Raw genomic sequence first — 20,639 nt, 5'->3', positions numbered from 1 at the left:
ATGAAGCGTGTGCTCTTTGTGTGCTTGGGAAATATTTGTCGTTCTCCAACCGGAGAAGCTGTTTTGAATAAAATGATTCAGGACCATCGGCTAGATCATTTGCTTTCATGCGAGAGCGCCGGCACTGCGGGATACCACATTGGTGAAGAGCCCGATTCCCGCACGCAAGCTCACGGTCGCAAACGCGGGTATGAGTTTGAAACTTTGGCTCAGCAGTTTAATCCGAGGAAAGACTTTGAACGCTTTGATTTGATTTTGTGTTTGGATCAAAGCAATTTTCAGAACGTGAAGAAACTGGATCCTGAAAACAAGTACGCGGAAAAAGTAAAACTCTTGATGGAGTTTGCTACTCAACATCCAGCTCGTGAAGTCCCCGATCCTTACTATTCTGGGGCCGACGTTTTTGAAAGAGTTTTGGATTATTGCGAGGACGCCTGTAATGGAATCCTCGCGTGGGCAAAAAAATCTTAAGGCGTAGTAACGGTGAATTGGATGTCACTGTATCCAGTCATCCCGCCACATGTGTAAGCCCAAGAACATCCACCATAGATGCGAATCGTATTTTTCGATGGACGCTCCCAACGCGCATAAAAAACTGTGTTTGTACTTCTCGTCATTGGCGGAACTCCTTGGATATTCACAGGAGTCTCTAACAACTCACCTTCTTGAAGTTGAAGGACTGGCGGAAGCTCAGCACCAACACAATTGCCGGTTGCCAAAACACTCTTCTTGATCGACAGAGTTTTTTGGTTGGGCTCGACTTCAAAATCAACACCTTGAACACCTTTGTTGATCTGAGGTGCGCCTTCTCTGTAGTTGCAGCTGTAATCGTAAGGAGATCTGATGCTGGATTCAAACTGAGCACGTTGAACTTTCGCCTGAGCTAGAGACGAAAAAGAGACTAATAGTAGAACGAGTGTTTTCATAAAACTCCTTATTGGGGATTGCCCGCAGTTGCAGCAACATAGGCTGAAAGCCAAAACCAGGTCTATTCATGACCCAGAGTGTATTTTGATTTTTGAAATTTTAGAGTCATTCTTCGTTCCCTGAAACCTTGGAAGGTTCCATCTAAAGAGCTCGTTTGTCAGAGCGCACGCGTAATTTCTGTGACGGAAGCTCACTTTTGGACCCACCATAAACCCTTGTTCCCTCTATATTTTTTTCAGTGATGTGGACTCTCCTCTGATTTGCGTCGGTTTTGACCAAATTTGCACAAGAATTCACCCCCTAATGCTTGCTCTAGGGGCATCTTCCGACTACATCGACCTTGCATGATGAGATTTAAGCACTTGATATTTGCCAGTGTGCTAGGCGTCTCGACCATGGCGATGAATGGCTGCGATGCCATTTATTGGGATGAGTCTTCAAGCCTAGAAGTGGTAAATAGCAAACCTGAAATCACGGTTCTGACCCTTAAGAACCCGTTAATTTACTCTACCGATAAAACTGGGCACAAGTTTGGGATCGACCATGACCTCTTAGAGAGTTTCGCCGATCACTACAATCTCAAAATCAAATTCATCCCAGTCGCCAACGAAGTCGAAATGAAAAAAGCCTTGGCAGAAGGCATGGGCGACATCGCAGCGGCCCGTTTGCCAACTCCGATTCAAAATAATGGCTTTCTGGTTGGCCCCACTTACGAAGAAACTTTCCTAAGCCTGTTCTGCAATAGCAAATCGCAAGTCGCTAACATCGTAGACTTGAAAGATAAGACCGTTGCTATTCTGTCTAAAGATAACATCTATGGTTTGAGTGAACGTCTTGCTCAGATGGCTCCGCAAACGAAGATTCAAATCGTCACAGCGGCGTCTCCGAAAACACTGTTTGAGAATATGGCCCGCAAAGACATTGATTGCGTGATGGCAGAAAACCTCGAAGGTCAATTCTTTGCCCGCTACTACAACAACGTCGAAAAAATTACGGCTCTAACAGATCATTACTCGTTGAGCTGGTTGGTGCGTCCTGATTTGGCAGATGTAAATCGCTTGCTTCAAGCTTGGTTCCAAAAAGCCAGCCGCAACGATGAAATCATGCGCGTGCATGATCGCTATAAGCTGTATTTGTCAGAGCTCAATCGCCATGACGTGCTTTACTTCATGAAACAAACCCGCAAAACCTTGCCCGAGTTCGAACGCGAATTCCGCAATGCTGCTCGCGAGCATCGTTTGCCATGGCAATTGATTGCCGCTGTTTCTTATCAAGAATCGCAATGGGACAATGAAGCTGTTAGCTACACAGGCGTTCGTGGTCTTATGCAGCTTACAAAAGATACTGCAGACCACTTGGGTCTTGAGGATCGTACTGATCCTGTTCAAAGTATTTGGGGCGGATCGAAGTATCTTCGCTACTTGTTGAATAAGACGCCTAGCTATTTGAATTACAAAGACCGTCTTTACTTGGCTTTGGCCGCTTATAATATCGGTTATGGACATCTTTTAGATGCCCAAAAGTTAGTTCAGAAACGGGGCAAAAATCCGTACTCTTGGCGCCACTTGCGAGAAGTGCTTCCTCTATTGGAAGACCCTTCTTATGAAACGCAGCTAGAATATGGTTTTGCTCGTGGTACTGAAACTGTCGAATTCGTAGAGCGCGTAACAAGCTTCTACAATCTGATGGTCGCAACTCAGCCCTAAGCGCGCTTTTCTTTCTTGTACACTTCCGACAATTGATGAATTCCTAACGTCGCTTTCTTGCAGGCACCGGAACCTAATTGCTCTTCAAAGAGGCTTTGAAGCTTGTCATAAAACTTAATCAGAGACAGCGCTTTTTTGCGGCCATCGGGTTTAAGCTCTATGCAGAACTGTCTGGCATCTTGCTCACGCACACGTCTTTTGACGAAGCCTTTGTATTCCAAATGAGAAATAATGTGGCTCATGTTGCCGCGGCTGGTTTTAAACTCATCTGCTAATGCCGACGGCGTCATCTCGTCGCTTTCCTCAAAGAAGAGAGCCGTCAACACCAAGCCCTGCAAGAGATTCAAATCCTCTTTTTTAAGTCGTTGGTTCACGGGCGTTACAATGGCTTCGTAAGCGGCATTTAATGCAAAGACAGGGCTTTCTTGAAGGTAGTTTCTTAGTTTCATGGTCTCAATATAGTTTAATTATTCAACTATTGAGAATAAAAATTTGTTTTTTCTTGTTCTGAAATCTCGCCCGGTTTTCTAGGATCTTCTCATAAAGGAGAATCTATGGCTCAAGAACAAGCACTCATCGCGCAATATCTTTTAAAACGTGGCAATACTCTGGTGGAAAACCTTTTTGCTGTCCTTGGAGGACTAGTTCTTGTGGGTGCACTAGCTCAAATTTCTATTCCTCTTCCAAACACTCCCGTGCCTATTACGGGGCAAACTCTTGGCATCGCCTTAATTGCCCTTCTGTGGGGAAGAAAGCGCGGCCTGAGCGTCGTTGCAAGTTATCTTGTGTTGGGGGGCCTTGGACTTCCTGTGTTTGCCAGTGGTAAATCAGGGCTCTTGCTAGGACCGACGAGCGGTTACTTGTTCGGAATGTTCTTTGCCGCTGGTCTTATGGGATTTTTAGCCGATCGTGGTTGGACAAAGTCTTTTCTGAAAACGTGGTTTGCTACGGTTTTAGGTAGCGCTATAACATTTAGCTTTGGTGTTTGGGGTCTCTCCTTTTTTACTCACGAGGGATCTTTGTTACAGCTCGGCGTTTTGCCTTTTTTACCAGGCGACTTCATTAAAAGCCTCTTTGCTGCATCATTTGTGACATCTCTGCAGAAGTATAATACACGGTGAAAGCACTTCTGGTATTTCTAGTACAGATTTCTTGGGCTCAAGTTCAGGTTGCGTTTCTGGAAGGCCCTTCCCAAATTGGACGATTCAGTCATGTTGCCATTTCTTATAAAGGCCAGTGGCTGCATACTCATCCCTATCGAGGCGTGGAGCTTGTCTCGACGGTAGCACTTGGTCACATGGGAGTCCTCACAGAGGTTATGGTCTTAAACGATAGAAGTGAGCCCTCAGAAAAATTTGTAAATGAAGTTCTGGGAAAACCTTATGATCACGGCTACTCCTGGGACAGCGATGGTTACTATTGCTCGAAACTCGTCGGTATTATTTTAGGTTTGCAACCAAAGCCCATGACCTTTGATGCTTCTATATGGCCTCCGTCTTTTCAGAAACTAAAAGGTCGACCAGGAATTTCTCCGGACGATGTCTATTTGCAACTCACGAAACAAGGATATCGGACTCGATCCTTTCGGCCCTTATGCTCGAAATTATTTGTCTTCTAGCCGACGCCCGTACTGGCATACCGCTTGAACTCTCTCCTATTGAGATTAATTAAACGACCCCGGAAAGCCTTTAAATTCTTTCTGGCGACCAGTTTGGGCCCTAAAGCTGTCAATCCCCTAGACAGCCGCGAGCCGAAAAAGGTCAAACAAGGAGATACGGTTATGAACTCGTTCAGAATGCGCCACCTTATTATGATTCCTTTGATCACTTTGGCTGTTGTTGCGTGCGCAAAACGCGATAGCAACTTCGGCAAAAAAAGCCGCGGTGGCAACCAGACCAAAACTGCTACTGATGGTACGGGTACAGGCACTGGAACTCCGACCAATCCAGACGATAAAGTGGATCTTGGTGGAGGAGATAAGGATTCTGTCGATCAACCAGAAGTTACAGAAGAGACTGACGAGGTAGCGGGTTACACAGAACAATGTAAAAATCCAATCTTGATGGATGTTGCTGATGGCGATGATCCAGTCACCGTTGATGAACTTTTGAAAGATGGCAAAGGCACTTATAGCTTGATCGACACTCAGTACTTCGTAGAAACTGAGACCAAAGCGGAAGAAGCTAAAAAGCAGCTTTATGTTTTGGGTTCTGAATACGCAACTCCAGCAGGTTTCTCGAAAGCTGTTTCTGATAGTCAAAAAATCTTCGTTAATTGCCATACTATTAAGCCATCAGCTTCGAAAGATGCTACCAACAAAATTCGCCACAGCAACGATCTTCCGAATTCTTTCGATGCTGAAACAGGTATTGGCAAAGTCATGCGCCAAGATGCTTTTTCAATCAAAGATGGTACTTTGAAAACTCTCTCTACATTGTACACTGGCAACTACAGCCTTGAAGATCAGTTGGGTCAAAGCAAGCCAGAAGGCAGAAAAGTTTTGATCGTTAAACATGGCGATAAAGTTATTATCAAATTGAAATACTCGACAACTGAGACCTCTGGTCAAAAGACAACAATGACAGCTTCTGCGACTTACAAATTGGTAAAAGCAGAAGAGGCTAAAGAGACCGAAGAGCCTTCAAGCGAAGAAACAAAAACTCGCGCTGATCGCTAATTTCGAAATAGACTTAAAAGCAAAAAGGCCTGGATTTATTGTCCAGGCCTTTTTTATTTGGACCTAATGATAAACCCTACTGACCGACTTCAAAGTAAAAAGTTTCTGACCAGTCTGATTTTTCGCCCCCGCGCTCCGCTCGAAGTCTCCAGTACAAGCGGCCACGAGGCATACTTTTATTAATAACAATTTGGGATTGATCGGTAACCTGACTATAAAGAGGTTGGGAAAATTCATTGTCTTTAGCGATTTCCAACCGATACGACTTTGCAAGATTCACACTCTGCCATTTGAATGATATCGGCATTAACTGACCATTGAGCGGGACAATCGAAACCCCGTTCGGTGGAAGCTTTACAACGGGCGCAGACATATCAGGCTCTTTTTCAAGGTTTGCCACACTCAAGAGTTCATCTTCAATTTTTCTATTCTTTTCCGACTTAGCCAGGCGTCCTGCTTTTTCTACGCGAAGCTCAGTAATATCTGAAAAGTCCCCGACACGTTCGCCCGAGCTATCTAGCGCCGCGACCTTCACAAAATAAAGTCCCGTACTATCTAAAGGAAGTTTCGCCATCGCACGCATCACGTTGATATCTAGTTTAAGAGCCTTAAACGTCTTGCTTGAGGAAACTAGAACCCGATACCCCGTTGCTGCTGGAACATTTTCCCAGGACACAGTCACCGACGGTTTTTTAGTTCCCAAAGAAGAACCTAGTAGCTGAGACATTTTTTTTGCTACTTTAGGGGCCTGCAAAGAGAGTATCAAAATACTCGGAGAGCTGAACCCGCTTTTTGAAACTTCTCCGGCAACAGCTCTGACTCGCCAGAAATATTTTCCGGGCAGCGCAAAGATCCATTTAGCTTGTTGGCCCGGCACTACATCAGTCCACTCTAATGTTGAGAAGTCAGACTTTTTTGAAACTTGGAGCTCATAACCATGAGCACCGACCGTCGCTCCCCAACTGAACACCGGAGGATTCATAAGCACGTCATGCACCAAACCAGGGCTAGCGGCTTTAGTAGAGGGTCTATAATGGAGTAACACCGCATCTGATTTTTTCCAAACTTGTGGTACTGCAAGTCTTATAGGTGGCGGAATTGGTTTACGCGCGACTGGGCGCTGCTGAACGACTGGTGGTGGTGTCACCACGACTTGCACAGGGTCCTCTTTTTTTTCTCGAGGTGAATCTCCGATCACATTAAGAATTCGGGTCTCACTCCACGCAGAGAACTCCATCACATATTCTTCAGCACGTACACGCCAAAAATATTTGCCCTCAGGAATTTGCACTAAGGACGTTTTCGGCTCTTCCACTAATTGGTCATGAAATACTTTTTTGAAATCACTATCTTGTGCTACCTGAATGCGATACTGACCAACACCCTTTTTTTCTTGCCAATAGAACTTCAAAGATTTCGCATCCGTCGTCTCAAAAGAACTAAATGGATAAATTAAAACTGGAGCAGAGGGAGTTATCAAAGCGAAACTAACGGGTGGAAAGAGCCCTTGCTTTCCTCCGTACTCATTTTTCTTTGCAAGTCGCCAAAAATAGACTCCATCAACAAGAAGTTTATCTGTGAAGTGCGGCGACACCGGATAGGCTTCCTCATAGAGGGGCATTCTAAAGTCAGGTTCACGAGAAATTTCAAAAATAACTTCTTCCGATGCTTCTCCTGCCCACTCAAATCGAATGGGTTCTTTTTGTAGTAGCCAAATTTTTTGACCACTTAGAGGAGCTCGCGGATTTAGAGGTTTTGGAGTATCAATACCAACAGTCTTCACAGGCGATAAGTTCTGAGGAACTATTTCATCGCGATAACTGACGAAAAACCACCACCCTAAACTCAACGTCAGAGTGAAGCTAAAAAAGCCTGCCGCAAAACGCTTTGGCTTTGGTGGTTTATTATTGAGCGAACTTCCAAATGAATTTTCTCTCACCCCCCTTTATCGGTCAGTTGTCTGCGTCCATAACTAATTAATGCTCGACAAACCTGTTTACGACAAAAAGTGTAGTCAGCAATTCTATCGCCCGAGTCTTGTTTAGTTTTGCAACATCCCGTCCGAAGAGTGCTGCGAACGGAGTTAATCTTTTGATGATGATCGCTAAGATGTTTTCTATTTTCATTCTTTGCATGAGCTTGTGGTCGATCGCCCTTGCTCAAGGCGAAGCATCGTCTGCGGCAATACCAGAAGTAGAGTGGTACAATCCTGAAATTGAACCAAGTCGTGACCCACTCTCTGCGAAAGTGATTCTTTCAGGTCGTACTCTTCCAGGCGCTACAGTTCGCATAGACCTAGAGAGTGTGAATAGTTTGGGCGAACCCGCAATCGCAGCTTCAGGAGAGGCAAAAAAAACTCGGTATCTGCGTATGAAGTGCAACGTCTATGAAAATCCTGACCTTAGCTCAAATGTCGTTACAACTTTAGCCAAAGACACCCGAGTTCTCACTCAAGAAGCTTCCTCGGGATGGGTACAAGTTTTTGGGAAAAAGAGCGTCGCGTTTATTATGGAACCTTGCTTAACATTGCCAGGCTCAGGGCCTCTGAAGAGCGATGGCCGTTCTGTGCGTGCGAATTCAGATGGCTTTTTTGAAATCGCTATGGAACTGCCTCAAGGCCTTATGCAGATTCCTGTGGTCATTCAGTCGGGAAAGAATGCGACAAAAACGTTCTTAGTCTCAGTCGATGTCTCAGTCAAAAAAGAAGAGGTGAAAACCACTACCAAAGTGTCTGCAAAGAAACCACCGGCGGCTGGTAAAAAAGTTAGAATTTGGACGGGACTTGGATTTACCTATCAATCCAATAATCAAACGACAGAAGGATCTCCGACTCTAGAATTCAAAACTATGCAAGCTCCGGGAATTATGTGGCGAGCCGGCTATTGGGGAGATCAGTGGGGCCTTGATTTCTATTTCAGAGATGCACCAGGCACTATTCAAGCAGATGCCCCTTTTCAAATTCAACAATCGACGTATCACTGGCGAACGACCGAGGCCAAAGGCCTTTATCAAATTCCAAGAACTTCACGCAGTCGTATATGGGGACTTCCTAGTCAGTGGCAAATTCGGTTCGGAACGCAAATTCATCAAGTGCCTTTTATGGATATCGACAATAGCAACGTCGTCACTATTCGCGACCATACACTGACTATGGCGACTCTTGGCGTGGGACTGCTTTTAGGGCAAGAACGCAATTGGTGTTACGAGTTCGCCTTTAGCCCTCAACTGCCGATCTCGGCTTCGGGCCACGGCGATTCGTTTTCTATCAGCACCAAGCTGGCCTATGAAGCTCAGATAGGTGCCGCTTATAAGTTAGCACCTAATTGGCGGCTGGGTGTTTTTTCTTATGTGCAGTCTCTTTCCTATTCTTACAATTTTCAGAAAAGTGGAAGCGGTGCCAAAACGGGCGAACAAAATTTATTCTACACGACTTTCGATCTTCGTTTAGGTTATGAGTTCTAAAATGTCGAACAGTATCACTCTGAAGCGCGTTTAAAAATAATTTCTGAGGCCCGTGTGGTCGCGCGACTACTAAACGACTTTTCCATATATACTTTTTGAAAGTCATTTCTGCGACGTCATGGCCGAAGTTTGGAAGTGAACTTAGTAATCCGGGGGGATGCATGAAAGTAGCGTCGCGACGTTGGCTCACAGCTATTGCTGGAAGTGCAGCTTGCACTTTGATCTTATTTCAAAACTGCGGGCCCGCAAAGCTTTCAGGCTCAATAAGCGAAAGTTCCAAATACAATGCAGACCTTGCCAGTATCGGAAATCAAGTGGATCTTGAAGAGTTGCTGGCTTCTCCCCAAGAACCCTCTTCGAATGTTCTTTTTCCTGCTCCTGGAGTCAATCATGTTTACGACTATACTCAGGGCTCTCCTATTATCGAAAATATCACTCTACTGCAGAACGACTTTACGAAGATTGAATGGATTCAAGCTTCTAGCGCCACCGTTGTCTCTGTCGGAGAAACTTTCAACACGGATCACTTTTTACCAGCAAATCTAGATCTGTATTACGTTTTTGGTTATCGCGGCGACGAAGCCACTTTGATTGCTCAATTTACGATGATAAATGCCGGATCGACTCCCCTGGGAATCCGCTCGTTGGGCGCCGTTCGTGTCAGTCAAACTCTGATCGCTGCCGATACCAACAGCGAGTATATTCTGCTTGAAGTGGAAGCTCCTGATGTGGATGTCGCCTCTATTCAATTCATCAATAGGTCTACAGGAGTCGTCACAAGCAACAGGCGTGCTCTCTTAATCGGTAAAAAGCTTAGTGAAAGTGTTTCTATTGATGTAGCAATGTCTGATATGGCAAATGATTCGCTCAATCAGACAATTTTTTTGCCTGCAAAAGTAGTTTCAACACCTACTCCAACACCAGTTTCCACACCATCACCAACTCCACGCCCAACAGCAACACCGACACCGACTCCTATTCCTACACCAACCCCAACACCACGTCCTACCGCGACACCAACGCCTGTACCAACTCCTACTCCTACACCTCGTCCAACCGCGACGCCGACGCCTACTCCGGTTTCGACACCGACACCGACTCCTACTCCGCGTCCGACAGTGACTCCGACGCCGACGCCAACACCCACTCCTCGCCCGACCGCGACGCCTTCTCCAGAGATGGCGATCTCTATGACTTCTATGGATTTCGGAAACCAACTGGTTGGAGCAACAAGTTCTCCGCAGACAGTTCGTATCACCAACACTGGCAATGCGCCTCTGCAGTTGAGCGTGATCGGTGCCTCTGGAAACTTCTCGTCGGGCCTTGGCACGCTTTGCAAAGTCAACATTGACTATGCACCAAACGCCTCTTGCACCATCGACATCAGATTTACTCCTAGTAGTGTCGGAATCAAGACAGGATCTCTGACTATCTCTGGGAATGCCGGTGCACGAACTGTGGCTCTTAGTGGAAACGGGATTTCTCCGACACCTACGCCGACTCCACGCCCAACAGCAACGCCAATCATTCCTAGCGTCACGCTGTCACCTTCACCACTGACGTTCAGTGCTGAAAAAGTGGGTGATATAAGTTTGTCGAAAGTCGTTACTGTGAAAAATACAAGTCAGACCATCCTGGTTGTCACCGGGATGAGCATCACCGGAAACTTCTCGATCTCATCGGCGACTTGCACGGCTGGTATTGGAATTGGTCCTGGTGGTGTTTGTACAATTTCAGTCAGATTTGCCCCAACAGCAGTGGGTACCCGCACAGGCACTCTCACACTGGGCAGCAATGCTTCGCCTTCTCAGACGTCGATTCCACTGTCTGGTATTGGCGAAAGTGATGATGACAATTTAAAATAGAAATTTTTCCTAGGGCCTGAAGAGGCCCTAGGATTTTAAAGAAGAAATACTATTCGACCGTTACAGATTTCGCAAGATTGCGAGGTTGATCCACATCATAACCCAGGCTGCTTGCTAGGTGATAAGACATGAGTTGCAATGGAATTGCTTCAAGAAGTGGATTGATCGTCCAATGAGCTTTTGGCAAGGACAAATAGTACTTGCTGATCGCTTTCAACTTATCATTGTCACCGGTACCAATAGCAATCACTTGACCGCCACGAGCACGCGCCTCTTCAAGATTGCTGATAGACTTCTCGTACAGCTCATCGCTCGGAGCTAACATGACAATTGCCATACGTTCGTCAATCAACGCCAAAGGACCGTGTTTCATTTCACCAGCGGCATAGCCTTCTGCGTGCATGTAAGCCAATTCCTTAAGTTTTAAAGCCCCTTCCATCGCGATAGGGAAGCTTACACCACGACCCAAGTACAAGAAGCCACGGAACTGCTTTAACGTATGCGCGGCTTGATCAAAGTATTTGTCATAAGCCAATACGACTTCCATCTGACTTGGAGCAGACAACAAAGCTTGCACGAATTCTTTTTCTTGTTTGTCGGAAATCACATCGCGAATACGACCGATAGCAACCGCTAAACAATTAAGAACCGTCAATGTGCTCGTGAAAGCTTTCGTACTAGCAACACCAATTTCCGGACCTGAGTTCATGTACAAGTGACCATGAGCTTCGCGATCGATCGTTGAGTTGCGAACATTACAGATGCTCAGAGTGGTTGCACCCTTTTCTTTCGCCAAGCGAATAGCTGCCAATGTATCTGCGGTCTCACCGCTTTGTGAAATCGTCATCACCAAAGATTTTGGTGGAATCACCGGATTGCGATAACGGAATTCGCTGGCGATATCCACTTCGACTGGCACGTGCGCAATATTTTCGATCAAGTATTTACCCACCATGCCTGCATAACTGCTAGTTCCGCAGGCGATAATGAAAATACGATCAATGCCTTTCAATACTTCCTGAGTCTTAATCCAGTCTTGAGCAGGATCAAGATCTTCAAGCTTGTTCACCAACGAGCCAAAGCCGACATTTTTAAGACGAACCGAGAATTTTTCTGTGTTTACGTGAGGCTCCATTGCGGCAGCCACGGCACGCGGTTGCTCATAGATTTCTTTGAGCATGAAATGCGCGTAACCTTGCTTTTCGACCATCTGTGGATCCCAGTTCAACTCGACAGCCTTCTTTTGCAAAGGATATCCGTTTGCAGAGAAAATGCTGACGTCTTGACCATTCAAAAGAACGATCTCACGGTCATCGAGGTAAATGAACTTACGAGTGTACTGAAGTAGCGCTTGCACGTCACTCGCAACAAAATTTTCTTCAGAACCCAGTCCTACCACCAAAGGCGGACCATCTTTGAAAGCAACAAGTTGATTCGGGTTTTGCTCCCACATTACGACGATAGAGAATGCTCCGCGAATCTTGCACAAAGTTTTTTCAACAGCTTTGTAAAGATCTTTCGTGCTATCAATTTCATTCGCGATCAAATGCGCCACAAGTTCAGAATCTGTATCTGAAGTGATGGTTGCACCGTCTGCTAAAAGTGCTTCACGAATCTCTACGTAGTTTTCAATAATCCCGTTGTGGACTAAGCTGATCCCGCGCACTTGATGTGGATGGGCATTACGCTCTGTGGGCGCACCATGAGTAGCCCAACGAGTATGACCGATACCGACGTTGCCATCGATTTTTTCAGTCAATAGCTTATCTTCCAAAGCCTTCAATTTTCCAGAGGCACGCACACGCTTGGTTTTGCCTTCGTTCATCACAGCGATACCCGCAGAGTCATATCCGCGGTATTCTAGTTTTTTAAGGCCTGAGATAATAACATCTTTAGGATTTTTAGAGTTCCCTAGGTAGCCAACGATTCCGCACATAGACTATTCCTCGCTTTTAGGCTGCGCTGGAGCCTTTGGAGTGTAATTTTCTTTAATAACTTGTTTACCACGAGCCACTGCTAAAGCCTTGGCCGGCACGTTCTTCGTGATGGTAGATCCTGATCCAATCACCACATCGTCCCCAATTTCAATCGGAGCTACAAACTGAGTATCACTGCCGACAAAAACTCGATTGCCGATTTTTGTTTGGTATTTCTTTTTATCCGCGGCGTAGTTGCACGTGATAGTGCCACAGCCGATATTTACATCTTCGCCGATTTCAGCATCGCCTAAGTAAGTCAGATGACCCGCTTTAGATTTTTTGCCGAACTTCACTTTTTTCATTTCTACGAAGTTGCCTACGTGAGCTTCTTCGCCAATCGTCGTTTGTGGACGAAGACGTGCATAAGGACCCACGCTAGCGCGACTATGAACGATCGCCTGTTCTAAGTAGCTTCCAGCACGTACTTGCACGCTATCACCGATTTCAGAATCAGACATAAACACGTGCGGTTCAATCACAGTGAAAGATCCAACCTTCGTGCTTCCACGCAAGAACGTGTTTGGAAAAAGGACGGAACCTGCGCCGACTTCCACAGACTCTTCCACATAGGTCGAAGCGGGATCGATCATCAAAACACCGTCTTCCATCAAGCGAAGGGCTTTACGTTTGAATAAAAGTTTTGTCGCATGAGCCAGCTCTTGCTGGTTATTTACACCCACAGCCACTTTCGGAGATGCTTTGATCGCCATGACTTTGCAATCATCTTCGATGCACAAAGAAATCAAATCCGTAACATAGAATTCTTTTTTAGCGTTGTGGTTTTTAATCTGTGGCAAGTACTCAGCTAGAGTTTCTGCTTTTGCGATATAAATGCCCGTGTTGATCTCGCGAATTTTTAAAGTGTCGGCAGAAGCATCTTTAGCTTCAACGATGGCCTTCAGGTCGCCTTTGTGGCGCACGATGCGGCCGAACTCACCTGGCTTTTTCACGACGGCAGTCACGACAGCAAGATCACATTTTTCTTCACGGAACAAAGTAATGAATTTTTTAATATCTTCAGCTTCGATCAACGGATGATCGCCGTTCATGATTACAACATCGCCTTCGATGGTCTCCACTTGGGCCGCTTTAACAGCATCGGCAGTTCCTAATTGGTTCTCTTGCACGAAACAGCTCACACCCATAGGCTCAACCACGGAACGCACCAACGCCTGACCGTGGCCCACGATCACGCGCAGATCCGTTGCACCTGCTTTTTTAGAGGCTTGGATGACCTTTTCGATCATTGGACGACCTGCCACAGGATGAAGCACTTTGGGAAGTGGAGATTTCATACGGGTGCCCTTTCCCGCCGCCAAAATGATCATTGCCAGTTTATTCGGTTCTGCAGCCTCTTTTTTGTCGTTCTTTGCCATGGATATTCTGTCCTTTTCAAGCCTCTAAAAATCAGGCTTAATTATGATATGCAAGCAAAAATTTTTCACCAAACTTCTTGGGCACGAAGCCCCCGCGGCACCCCTATAGAGTTGTATAAAAAAACACACAACCGTGATGGAAAAGCCACAGCTCCTATCTTGTTTGTTGGAGGCGTCCACGGAGACGAGCCTGAGGGCGTTCGCTTAGCCCAAGAGTTCTTGAAGTGGTTGCAGAAAACAGAAGAGTCTTCGCCTGAAAAAATCATCCACTCGTGGCTACTCATCCCGTGTATCAATGTCGATGGCTTTCTTCGTAATCAGCGTATCAACGACAACGGAGTGGATCTCAACCGCAATTTCCCTTCGAGCGACTGGAGCCCCGAAAGCAAAGGCCCCCGCTATTTTCCGGGAAAACACGCTGCCAGCGAACCTGAAACCCAGGCCATAGTCCAGCTGATCGAAACCGAAAAGCCGCGTTTGATTGTGCATTTTCACTCCTGGGAGCCTTGCGTTGTTTATACGGGTACCCCTGGAAAAGAAGCATCGACAATTCTAGCTGGGAAGACAGGCTATCCCGTCCGCGAGGACATTGGTTACCCAACGCCGGGAAGCCTTGGTCAGTACGGCTGGCTGGATCATAAAATTCCCGTGATCTGCATTGAAGAGCAGGAGAGAATTCATCTTGATCAGGTGTGGCCTCACTTCGAACCTGGGCTCACGCAACTCATGACACAGGACTTTGCCACTTAAGGGAATCATGACCGCGATTAAATGCATCGCTTTTGATTTAGACGACACCTTGCTGGATACAAGCCAGCTTTTGGTGCCGCTCGCCGCTCGCCACGCGTGCGAGGCGATGTTGAATAATGGTGTTTCAAGCGATGTCGATACTTGCCTTGCTTGGCGAGCCAGTCATGCTGCCCAACTGACTCATCAACAAATCTTTCAAGGCTTTATTGATAAATATGGCACGCAAACTCCTGATACTGCTCTGCAAGCGGCGATGAAGGCGTTTTACAATCCTGAAGTACCAGCGCGTTTGCCTTTGATGGATGGAGCTGTAGAGAATCTCAGAAAACTAGGCGAGAAGTATATTCTGTTTCTAGTGACGTCCGGAGAACCTGACGCACAAATGAAAAAAATTAAAGCCCTGCAAATAGAACCTTATTTCCGTAAAGTTTATTTGGTGAATAATTTCAAAAATGAAATCAAAAAAGATGCCTTTGCTGATATTCTTAAACAAGAAGGCATCCAGCCCGAGGAACTTTTAAGTATTGGTAATCGGCTTTCGCAAGAAATCCGTTATGCTAAAGTTTGCGGAGCTAAGACATGTTACTTCTGTCATGGAGAACATGTCGGAGAAACACCGGAGCAGCGAGAAGACTACCCGGATTTTACGATTTATAAACACGCGGAGTTGATCAAAACATGCGGCCTTTAAAAACTAGCTTTTTATTGATTGGCCCATGGGAAGAGAGGCTCGTAGATCTGGGTGCCCAGATCTTACCAGACCTATCACAAGCTCTTGTATGGAGCAAAGAAGCCGTGTGTGATGTCGTGGCGCTGTCCATCACTTCTATCTTAGAAAAAAAGTTTGGACAATTTTATCACCAGGTTTTAGATCACAATCCCGCAGCTCAGTGGATTGCTGTTGTGCCTAAAGACTTTGCGCCAGAACAGCTTGCAGATATTCATGAGCTTTATCCTTTGTTCCGTGTGATTTCTTCTTATCAAGAGACCGACATCGAAGCGCATTTTTTTAGCGCTCTCGAAGAAGTAAATCGTCAAAAACAAGATAAGAACCTTGAAAAATTGATCCGGGACCAAAAAGAGCAATTAATACGTCTTCAGGCGGATCTTGAGCAAAGAGTTGAAAAAAGAACAAAGTTTTTAACCGAAGCCCGCCGCAAACTGTATCAAACAAATGTAAGGATCGAGGGCTTAAAGAATGCATTGATGGCCGTTCATAAAGCGGGCTCGCTTGTCGAGATCGAAAAGCTTTTGAACGAGTCCATGGCTTCTACGGTGCAGACTTCGTGGATTCGCATTTTCTTTGCTCCTCAGGACAACTTGTTTGCTGAGCAGGTAGAAACAAAACTAAGCTTCACACAGCAACGAGTTCCTTTGTTCCGTCAGCATGAGCGTATCGGGTCCATATTTTTCATGCGAGCAACGGATCATCCGTTTTTACGTGATGAAGTTGATTTTTTGAATCGCGTGGCTGAAGCCGTCTCATTGGCACTCGGACGTATTCAGAAGTTGGAAGAGTCTGAAGAGCTTAAAAAACAATGGGAAGCAACTTTCAACGCCGTTTCTGACCCGGTCGCAATCATTGATACGAACTATGATATCATTCAAGCGAATTCTGCAATCACGAGCCATCATCCAACCGGCAGCGTGATTGGCAAAAAGTGTTTTGAAGTTCTCTACAATCGAAAAACTCCGTGCGATCATTGCCAACGCGGAAAAAACTTCCGATTAGACAATAAAGACGCGAAGGCTACTAAGTCTTTCGAAGTGTACAGTCAAAGCTTGTCTTTAGAGCCACAGAAGCCTGCGGTGTTCGTGAATATTTATCACGACATCACACAAAGACTCTTGATGGAAAAGCAGCTTCTTGAAACTGCGAAGCTTGCAGAACTTGGAACTATCGGCAGCAGTATTGCTCATGAATTGAACAATCCTCTTGGCGGAATTCTTTCTTTCACTCAGCTGATCAAGATGGATCTGCCCAAAGATCATCCAATGTATCCAGACATTCTTGAAATGGAAGCGGGCTCTCTACGTTGCAAAGAGATCATCCAAAACTTATTAGGCTTTACACGCAATCCAAACGTCGACGAAATCACTGACTTGGATTTAAGAGATGTCATCAAACGTGCTTACAAAATCATGGAGCTTCAGCTTAAGTCTCAAGCTATTGAAGTGACTCTCAATTTGCCAGACAAACTCTGTCCTGCACGCGGGCATCTGAATCTTCTCTCGCAAGCGATCAAAAATATTTTACAAAGCGCTTATGATTCTATTCTTGCTCGTCACAAAAACAACACTCCTGAATTCAAAGGTCAGCTTGATGTGAGCTTAGAACTCACTGCGGACAAGTATCTTATTGTGGTCAAGAATAACGGCGCTCCCTATGAAAAAGAAAGTGCGGGTCTTGGTATTCCTGTGGCCTCGCAGATCGTCGAGGATCATGGCGGCAAATTGGAAATTTCTTCCTCGACCAAGCTCGAATCTGGGCCAACGACCCTGGCAAAAATTTCCTTTCCTCGTCCAGTTTTGAGGTCCTGAAACGTAAGCTGCACGCGGAATTTTTGACAGTCCTGTCAGAAATCAATTACTCTATAAAAAGGAACAAGAACCCACCATGGAAGGAAGGTTCATGCGCACTCATCGCGTGCTTATATTGGATGATGAATCGAGCTTACGGACGGCCCTCTTCAGAGTCTTGGACCGCAAAGGACTGAATGTCATCACCGCAAACCGCATCGAAGAAGCAAAGCTTCTCTGCCAAGGTGATACAGCCATTGATCTTGCAATCGTCGATTTAAATCTTCCAGATGGTGATGGAATTGAGTTCATGACTCATTTGAAATCTCTCTACCCATCTATTGAAGTTGTGATCTTGACTGGTCACGCGACGATCGAAGCGGCTGTGCGTGCAACTCAAAAAGGCGCATTCCACTTTGTCACAAAGCCTTTCAATTTAGACGAATTAATCAGCTTGGTAGATCGAGCTCTCGCTCACAAGCATCTTCAGCAAGAGAATCAACAGCTACGCAGTGAATTGAATCGTAAGTACAAATTCGATCAAATCATCGGCACAAGTGAATCTATCCAGAGTGTTCTTCGTCTGGTAGAGCGCGTGGCTGATTCTGACTCGACAGTCCTTGTTCATGGCGAAACTGGAACCGGAAAAGAGCTCATTGCTCGTGCAATTCACTACAACTCTCCGCGCGCAAGTGGTCCTTTTATTCCAATTAACTGTGGCGCAATTCCTGGCGAGCTTTTAGAGAGCGAACTTTTTGGACATATCAAGGGCGCTTTCACTGGCGCTATTGCCAATCGCGTAGGCCGCTTTGAGATGGCTGATGGTGGAACGATCTTCTTAGACGAGATCGGTGATATGGACCCGACTCTGCAAGTAAAACTTCTTCGTGCTCTTCAAGAAAAGTGTTTTGAACCTGTAGGTAGCACTAAGACAGTGCAAGTGAACGTCCGTGTGATTACTGCAACGAACGTGAACCTTGAAGAAGCTGTGGAACTCGGCAACTTCCGCGAAGACTTGTTTTATCGCTTAAATGTTATTCCTATTACTATTCCGGCTCTTCGTGACAGAAAAAGCGATATTCCATTGTTGTTAAAACATTTCATGGATTCTTTTGGTAAAACACGCGGTCGCGCGCTGACTGGATTCTCTGAAGAAGCTTTGGACTGCCTAGTACACTATCAATGGCCAGGGAATATTCGTGAGCTTGAAAACTTGATGGAGCGTATGACGATCCTTAAGGGCCATGGACAACTCGAAGTCGTAGATCTTCCTTTGAAGTACAAAGCTGGAAAAGCGATTACTCAAGAAGTTGGTGTAGTGGATATTCCTGAGGCTGGATTGGATTTCAATACCGCGGTGGATTCTTATGAAAATGCACTCATCCTTCGCGCTCTTGAAAAAACTGGCTGGAATCGCAATCAGGCAGCCATGCTGTTAAAGCTGAATCGTACGACTCTCGTAGAGAAAATTAAGAAAAAAGGTCTCCGTCCTCCAGACGGAACTATCGAAATCTAAACAGGACGAACCGTAAAGCCGGTCCGTGAGGGGCGCTGAGTACATACCGCTTGGGCCCTCCACCATCACTCTTTAGTTGATGACCCCTCTGCTCCTTGAGGGTGTCTTTAGCGATGGTGCAGGTGAAACTTTCCTGTTTTCCGTTGCCGCCTCTGAATTCGGAATCTTTCTAAGCAAAGCGCGGACCATGCAGTTCTTGCCCTGAGTACCCCCAAAAGGGCCCAGAGACGTCGCCGAAGCCCCTGAAAAGAGACACAAAATAGAGGCCTGTCAAAACTCTCAACAAAATTCCCCAAATTCCCAAGGGCGAGTCTCCAAAATTTTCAGGGGGATTGTGGCGCTTGTTCGGACCGTGTTAATCTCCGGCACCAAACAAAAGCGAGGAATTCATGAAATCATTGTTAGTGATGGCTTTATTCGCCACGACTCCTGCTATGGCAGTAACTATTGGTGGCGGTGGCAGCGATACATTTGCCGACGAGCCTGTTGTTCGTTATTTCTCTTGGTGTGATGGCAATAGCGTTGTCGGCCAGGATAAAGAAGGCAATTTGTACGTTCGTGCAAACTGCGACGAGGGTGGTCTTCAGTGCAAATCCACTCAAACCTACCGTTCTCACGGATCTATCGTAACTGCGACTTGCGTAGCAAAATAAATTAAAAAAGCCCGGGGTTCGTACCTCGGGCTTTTTGATTTTGTGTCTTTGTTCGAATTAATCTTTGCAGTCGTAGACCAAGTCGATACGAGTTCCTTCGATCAATGCCTTGTGGAACCTTAAAATCTTCTTCTCTTTTTTATACTCAGAAATCAATTTGCGATTCACCCATACTTTGAGGCTTCCCTCAACAGGGTCACATTGCAAATTCAATTGAGTTAAAGAATTCACGATCTTGTCTTTGAACGTATTCAAATTCGAGCTGTAATCAGCATCACAGATGCTGCCCACTCCCCCATCGGAAATAGCAGACATCAAAGCATAGACTGTACCTGGATGACTTGGAGATGTGTCTATGTCTTGGTCTTTCTCGCAAGCTTTGTCCTTAGGTTTTACGATGATCGAGTTGAAAGTAAATCGCACATTGGCGCCGAAAGTAGCTTGAGCTCTTGCAACCAAGTTCGTTGGAATATCTTCGGCTTCAAGAGGCTGATACGTACCGGCTGCATCATTGGCTTTCACTTTAGAAGAATCGCCCCCTACGGAACGCTCGTCTTCATCTGAAATTGCAATGACAGACACTGCAGCACCAGCACGATAACAAGAACCACTATTTTGGAAGCTGACAAACGCGGATTTAATAGCTCTTTCATCTCCGGAATCGCCGCCACCAATTGTGATAGAATCAATCGTCGAAGTGAAGATCGTGTTCAGGCCTGAAGCACCCTTTTTAAGGACATGCGACGGTATTCCTGAAGGAGCCGCGTAGTTTTTCCAAGCTAAGTATTTACCAAAGTTCGAAGCACGTGTGGTCGTTACACACATTTGCCAATCGATTTGGCTCGCTTCTAGGAAGCTTACAAATGTCGCCATTTTTGAAGAAAGTTTTTTAAGCTCTGGCAACATTGAGTTCGAGTCATCTAATACCAACAAGAAATCTACTTGTTTATTTCCTGCTGCTACAAACTCAGTAGAGGTTACTACTTTATTTGGAGTATTCACTGCAGTTGCATCTTCAACACTCTCGGCAGGTGCGAATCGTGCCTTTGAGCAAGACAATGACAAAGCAGCTAATGAGCAGATCAAAATTTTATTTGGATTAAAGTATTGTGTTCTCATAACTCTCTCTTCGTCAGGTCTGGGGGAAAACTTGCGTGAAAAATGACGAAGGTAGGGGATTATGAGGTTGAACTTCTAAGAATCTGCTC

The 20,639-nt window shown here is 45.7% G+C and carries 18 protein-coding genes; 12 read left to right on the top strand and 6 right to left on the bottom strand.

Translation table 11 applies throughout. The features are described from left to right. Entirely contained in the window at positions 1-471 is a 471-nt protein-coding gene (locus ACLWBB_RS02260; RefSeq protein ID WP_413289925.1) for a low molecular weight protein-tyrosine-phosphatase, read from the top strand. Here the strand turns inward: ACLWBB_RS02260 and ACLWBB_RS02255 are convergent. Continuing rightward, positions 468-926, bottom strand: a complete 459-nt coding sequence (locus ACLWBB_RS02255; protein ID WP_413289924.1) for a hypothetical protein — start codon at positions 924-926, stop codon at positions 468-470. The genes ACLWBB_RS02260 and ACLWBB_RS02255 overlap by 4 nt on opposite strands. Positions 927-1,271: 345 nt before the next feature. On the opposite strand from ACLWBB_RS02255, the gene mltF reads away from it, so the two are divergent. Further along, the gene (gene mltF, locus ACLWBB_RS02250) at positions 1,272-2,633 is read left to right on the top strand and encodes a membrane-bound lytic murein transglycosylase MltF (RefSeq protein ID WP_413289923.1); all 1,362 of its coding nucleotides are present in this window, start codon (positions 1,272-1,274) and stop codon (positions 2,631-2,633) included. On the opposite strand, the gene ACLWBB_RS02245 is transcribed toward mltF, so the two are convergent. Beyond that, positions 2,630-3,082, bottom strand: a complete 453-nt coding sequence (locus ACLWBB_RS02245) for a MarR family winged helix-turn-helix transcriptional regulator (RefSeq protein ID WP_413289922.1) — start codon at positions 3,080-3,082, stop codon at positions 2,630-2,632. The genes mltF and ACLWBB_RS02245 overlap by 4 nt on opposite strands. Positions 3,083-3,187: 105 nt before the next feature. Between ACLWBB_RS02245 and ACLWBB_RS02240 the strand changes: the two genes are divergently transcribed. The 3 genes from ACLWBB_RS02240 (at position 3,188) to ACLWBB_RS02230 (ending at position 5,310) form a co-directional block, all read left to right on the top strand. Beyond that, positions 3,188-3,754, top strand: coding sequence for a biotin transporter BioY (locus ACLWBB_RS02240; RefSeq protein ID WP_413289921.1), 567 nt, complete (start codon positions 3,188-3,190; stop codon positions 3,752-3,754). Next, positions 3,751-4,251 (top strand): YiiX/YebB-like N1pC/P60 family cysteine hydrolase, encoded by a 501-nt coding sequence (locus tag ACLWBB_RS02235; protein WP_413289920.1) that lies wholly within the window; start codon positions 3,751-3,753, stop codon positions 4,249-4,251. Before ACLWBB_RS02240 ends, ACLWBB_RS02235 begins: the two co-directional genes overlap by 4 nt. A 162-nt stretch (positions 4,252-4,413) precedes the next feature. Continuing rightward, positions 4,414-5,310, top strand: coding sequence for a hypothetical protein (locus ACLWBB_RS02230; protein ID WP_413289919.1), 897 nt, complete (start codon positions 4,414-4,416; stop codon positions 5,308-5,310). A gap of 76 nt (positions 5,311-5,386) precedes the next feature. Here the strand turns inward: ACLWBB_RS02230 and ACLWBB_RS02225 are convergent, their stop codons facing one another. Next, positions 5,387-7,249 carry a hypothetical protein gene (locus ACLWBB_RS02225; RefSeq protein ID WP_413289918.1) on the bottom strand — a complete coding sequence of 621 codons (1,863 nt, stop codon included), beginning with the start codon at positions 7,247-7,249 and terminating at the stop codon, positions 5,387-5,389. Between the two features lie 98 nt (positions 7,250-7,347). Between ACLWBB_RS02225 and ACLWBB_RS02220 the strand changes: the two genes are divergently transcribed. Together ACLWBB_RS02220 and ACLWBB_RS02215 are read left to right on the top strand one after the other, a co-directional pair. After that, a complete protein-coding gene (locus ACLWBB_RS02220) occupies positions 7,348-8,772 on the top strand; it encodes an SH3 domain-containing protein (RefSeq protein WP_413289917.1) in 1,425 nt (474 codons plus the stop codon). 161 nt (positions 8,773-8,933) lie between these two features. Next, complete coding sequence (locus ACLWBB_RS02215; protein WP_413289916.1) at positions 8,934-10,637, top strand: choice-of-anchor D domain-containing protein; 1,704 nt, start codon at positions 8,934-8,936, stop codon at positions 10,635-10,637. 49 nt (positions 10,638-10,686) lie between these two features. Here the strand turns inward: ACLWBB_RS02215 and glmS are convergent, their stop codons facing one another. Together glmS and glmU are read right to left on the bottom strand one after the other, a co-directional pair. Continuing rightward, entirely contained in the window at positions 10,687-12,573 is a 1,887-nt protein-coding gene (gene glmS, locus ACLWBB_RS02210) for a glutamine--fructose-6-phosphate transaminase (isomerizing) (protein ID WP_413289915.1), read from the bottom strand. A gap of 3 nt (positions 12,574-12,576) precedes the next feature. Then, on the bottom strand, positions 12,577-13,992 hold the full coding sequence (gene glmU / locus ACLWBB_RS02205) for a bifunctional UDP-N-acetylglucosamine diphosphorylase/glucosamine-1-phosphate N-acetyltransferase GlmU (protein WP_413289914.1): 1,416 nt from the start codon (positions 13,990-13,992) through the stop codon (positions 12,577-12,579). Between the two features lie 48 nt (positions 13,993-14,040). Between glmU and ACLWBB_RS02200 the strand changes: the two genes are divergently transcribed. The 5 genes from ACLWBB_RS02200 (at position 14,041) to ACLWBB_RS02180 (ending at position 19,431) form a co-directional block, all read left to right on the top strand. Continuing rightward, on the top strand, positions 14,041-14,742 hold the full coding sequence (locus tag ACLWBB_RS02200) for a DUF2817 domain-containing protein (RefSeq protein WP_413289913.1): 702 nt from the start codon (positions 14,041-14,043) through the stop codon (positions 14,740-14,742). 7 nt (positions 14,743-14,749) lie between these two features. Then, positions 14,750-15,433 carry an HAD family hydrolase gene (locus ACLWBB_RS02195; protein WP_413289912.1) on the top strand — a complete coding sequence of 228 codons (684 nt, stop codon included), beginning with the start codon at positions 14,750-14,752 and terminating at the stop codon, positions 15,431-15,433. Further along, positions 15,421-17,283, top strand: a complete 1,863-nt coding sequence (locus ACLWBB_RS02190; protein WP_413289911.1) for a histidine kinase dimerization/phospho-acceptor domain-containing protein — start codon at positions 15,421-15,423, stop codon at positions 17,281-17,283. Before ACLWBB_RS02195 ends, ACLWBB_RS02190 begins: the two co-directional genes overlap by 13 nt. A gap of 91 nt (positions 17,284-17,374) precedes the next feature. After that, positions 17,375-18,778, top strand: a complete 1,404-nt coding sequence (locus ACLWBB_RS02185; RefSeq protein WP_413289910.1) for a sigma-54-dependent transcriptional regulator — start codon at positions 17,375-17,377, stop codon at positions 18,776-18,778. Between the two features lie 389 nt (positions 18,779-19,167). Continuing rightward, positions 19,168-19,431, top strand: a complete 264-nt coding sequence (locus ACLWBB_RS02180; protein WP_413289909.1) for a hypothetical protein — start codon at positions 19,168-19,170, stop codon at positions 19,429-19,431. Positions 19,432-19,488: 57 nt separating this feature from the next. Here the strand turns inward: ACLWBB_RS02180 and ACLWBB_RS02175 are convergent, their stop codons facing one another. Further along, positions 19,489-20,550, bottom strand: a complete 1,062-nt coding sequence (locus tag ACLWBB_RS02175; protein ID WP_413289908.1) for a hypothetical protein — start codon at positions 20,548-20,550, stop codon at positions 19,489-19,491. Between the last annotated feature and the right edge of the window lie 89 nt (positions 20,551-20,639).

The sequence above is a fragment of the Bdellovibrio sp. HCB337 genome, assembly GCF_047302465.1.
GTDB lineage: Bacteria > Bdellovibrionota > Bdellovibrionia > Bdellovibrionales > Bdellovibrionaceae > JACMRP01.
The sequence above is the reverse complement of the archived record's forward strand: the minus strand, read 5'-3'. Positions and strand labels throughout refer to the sequence as shown.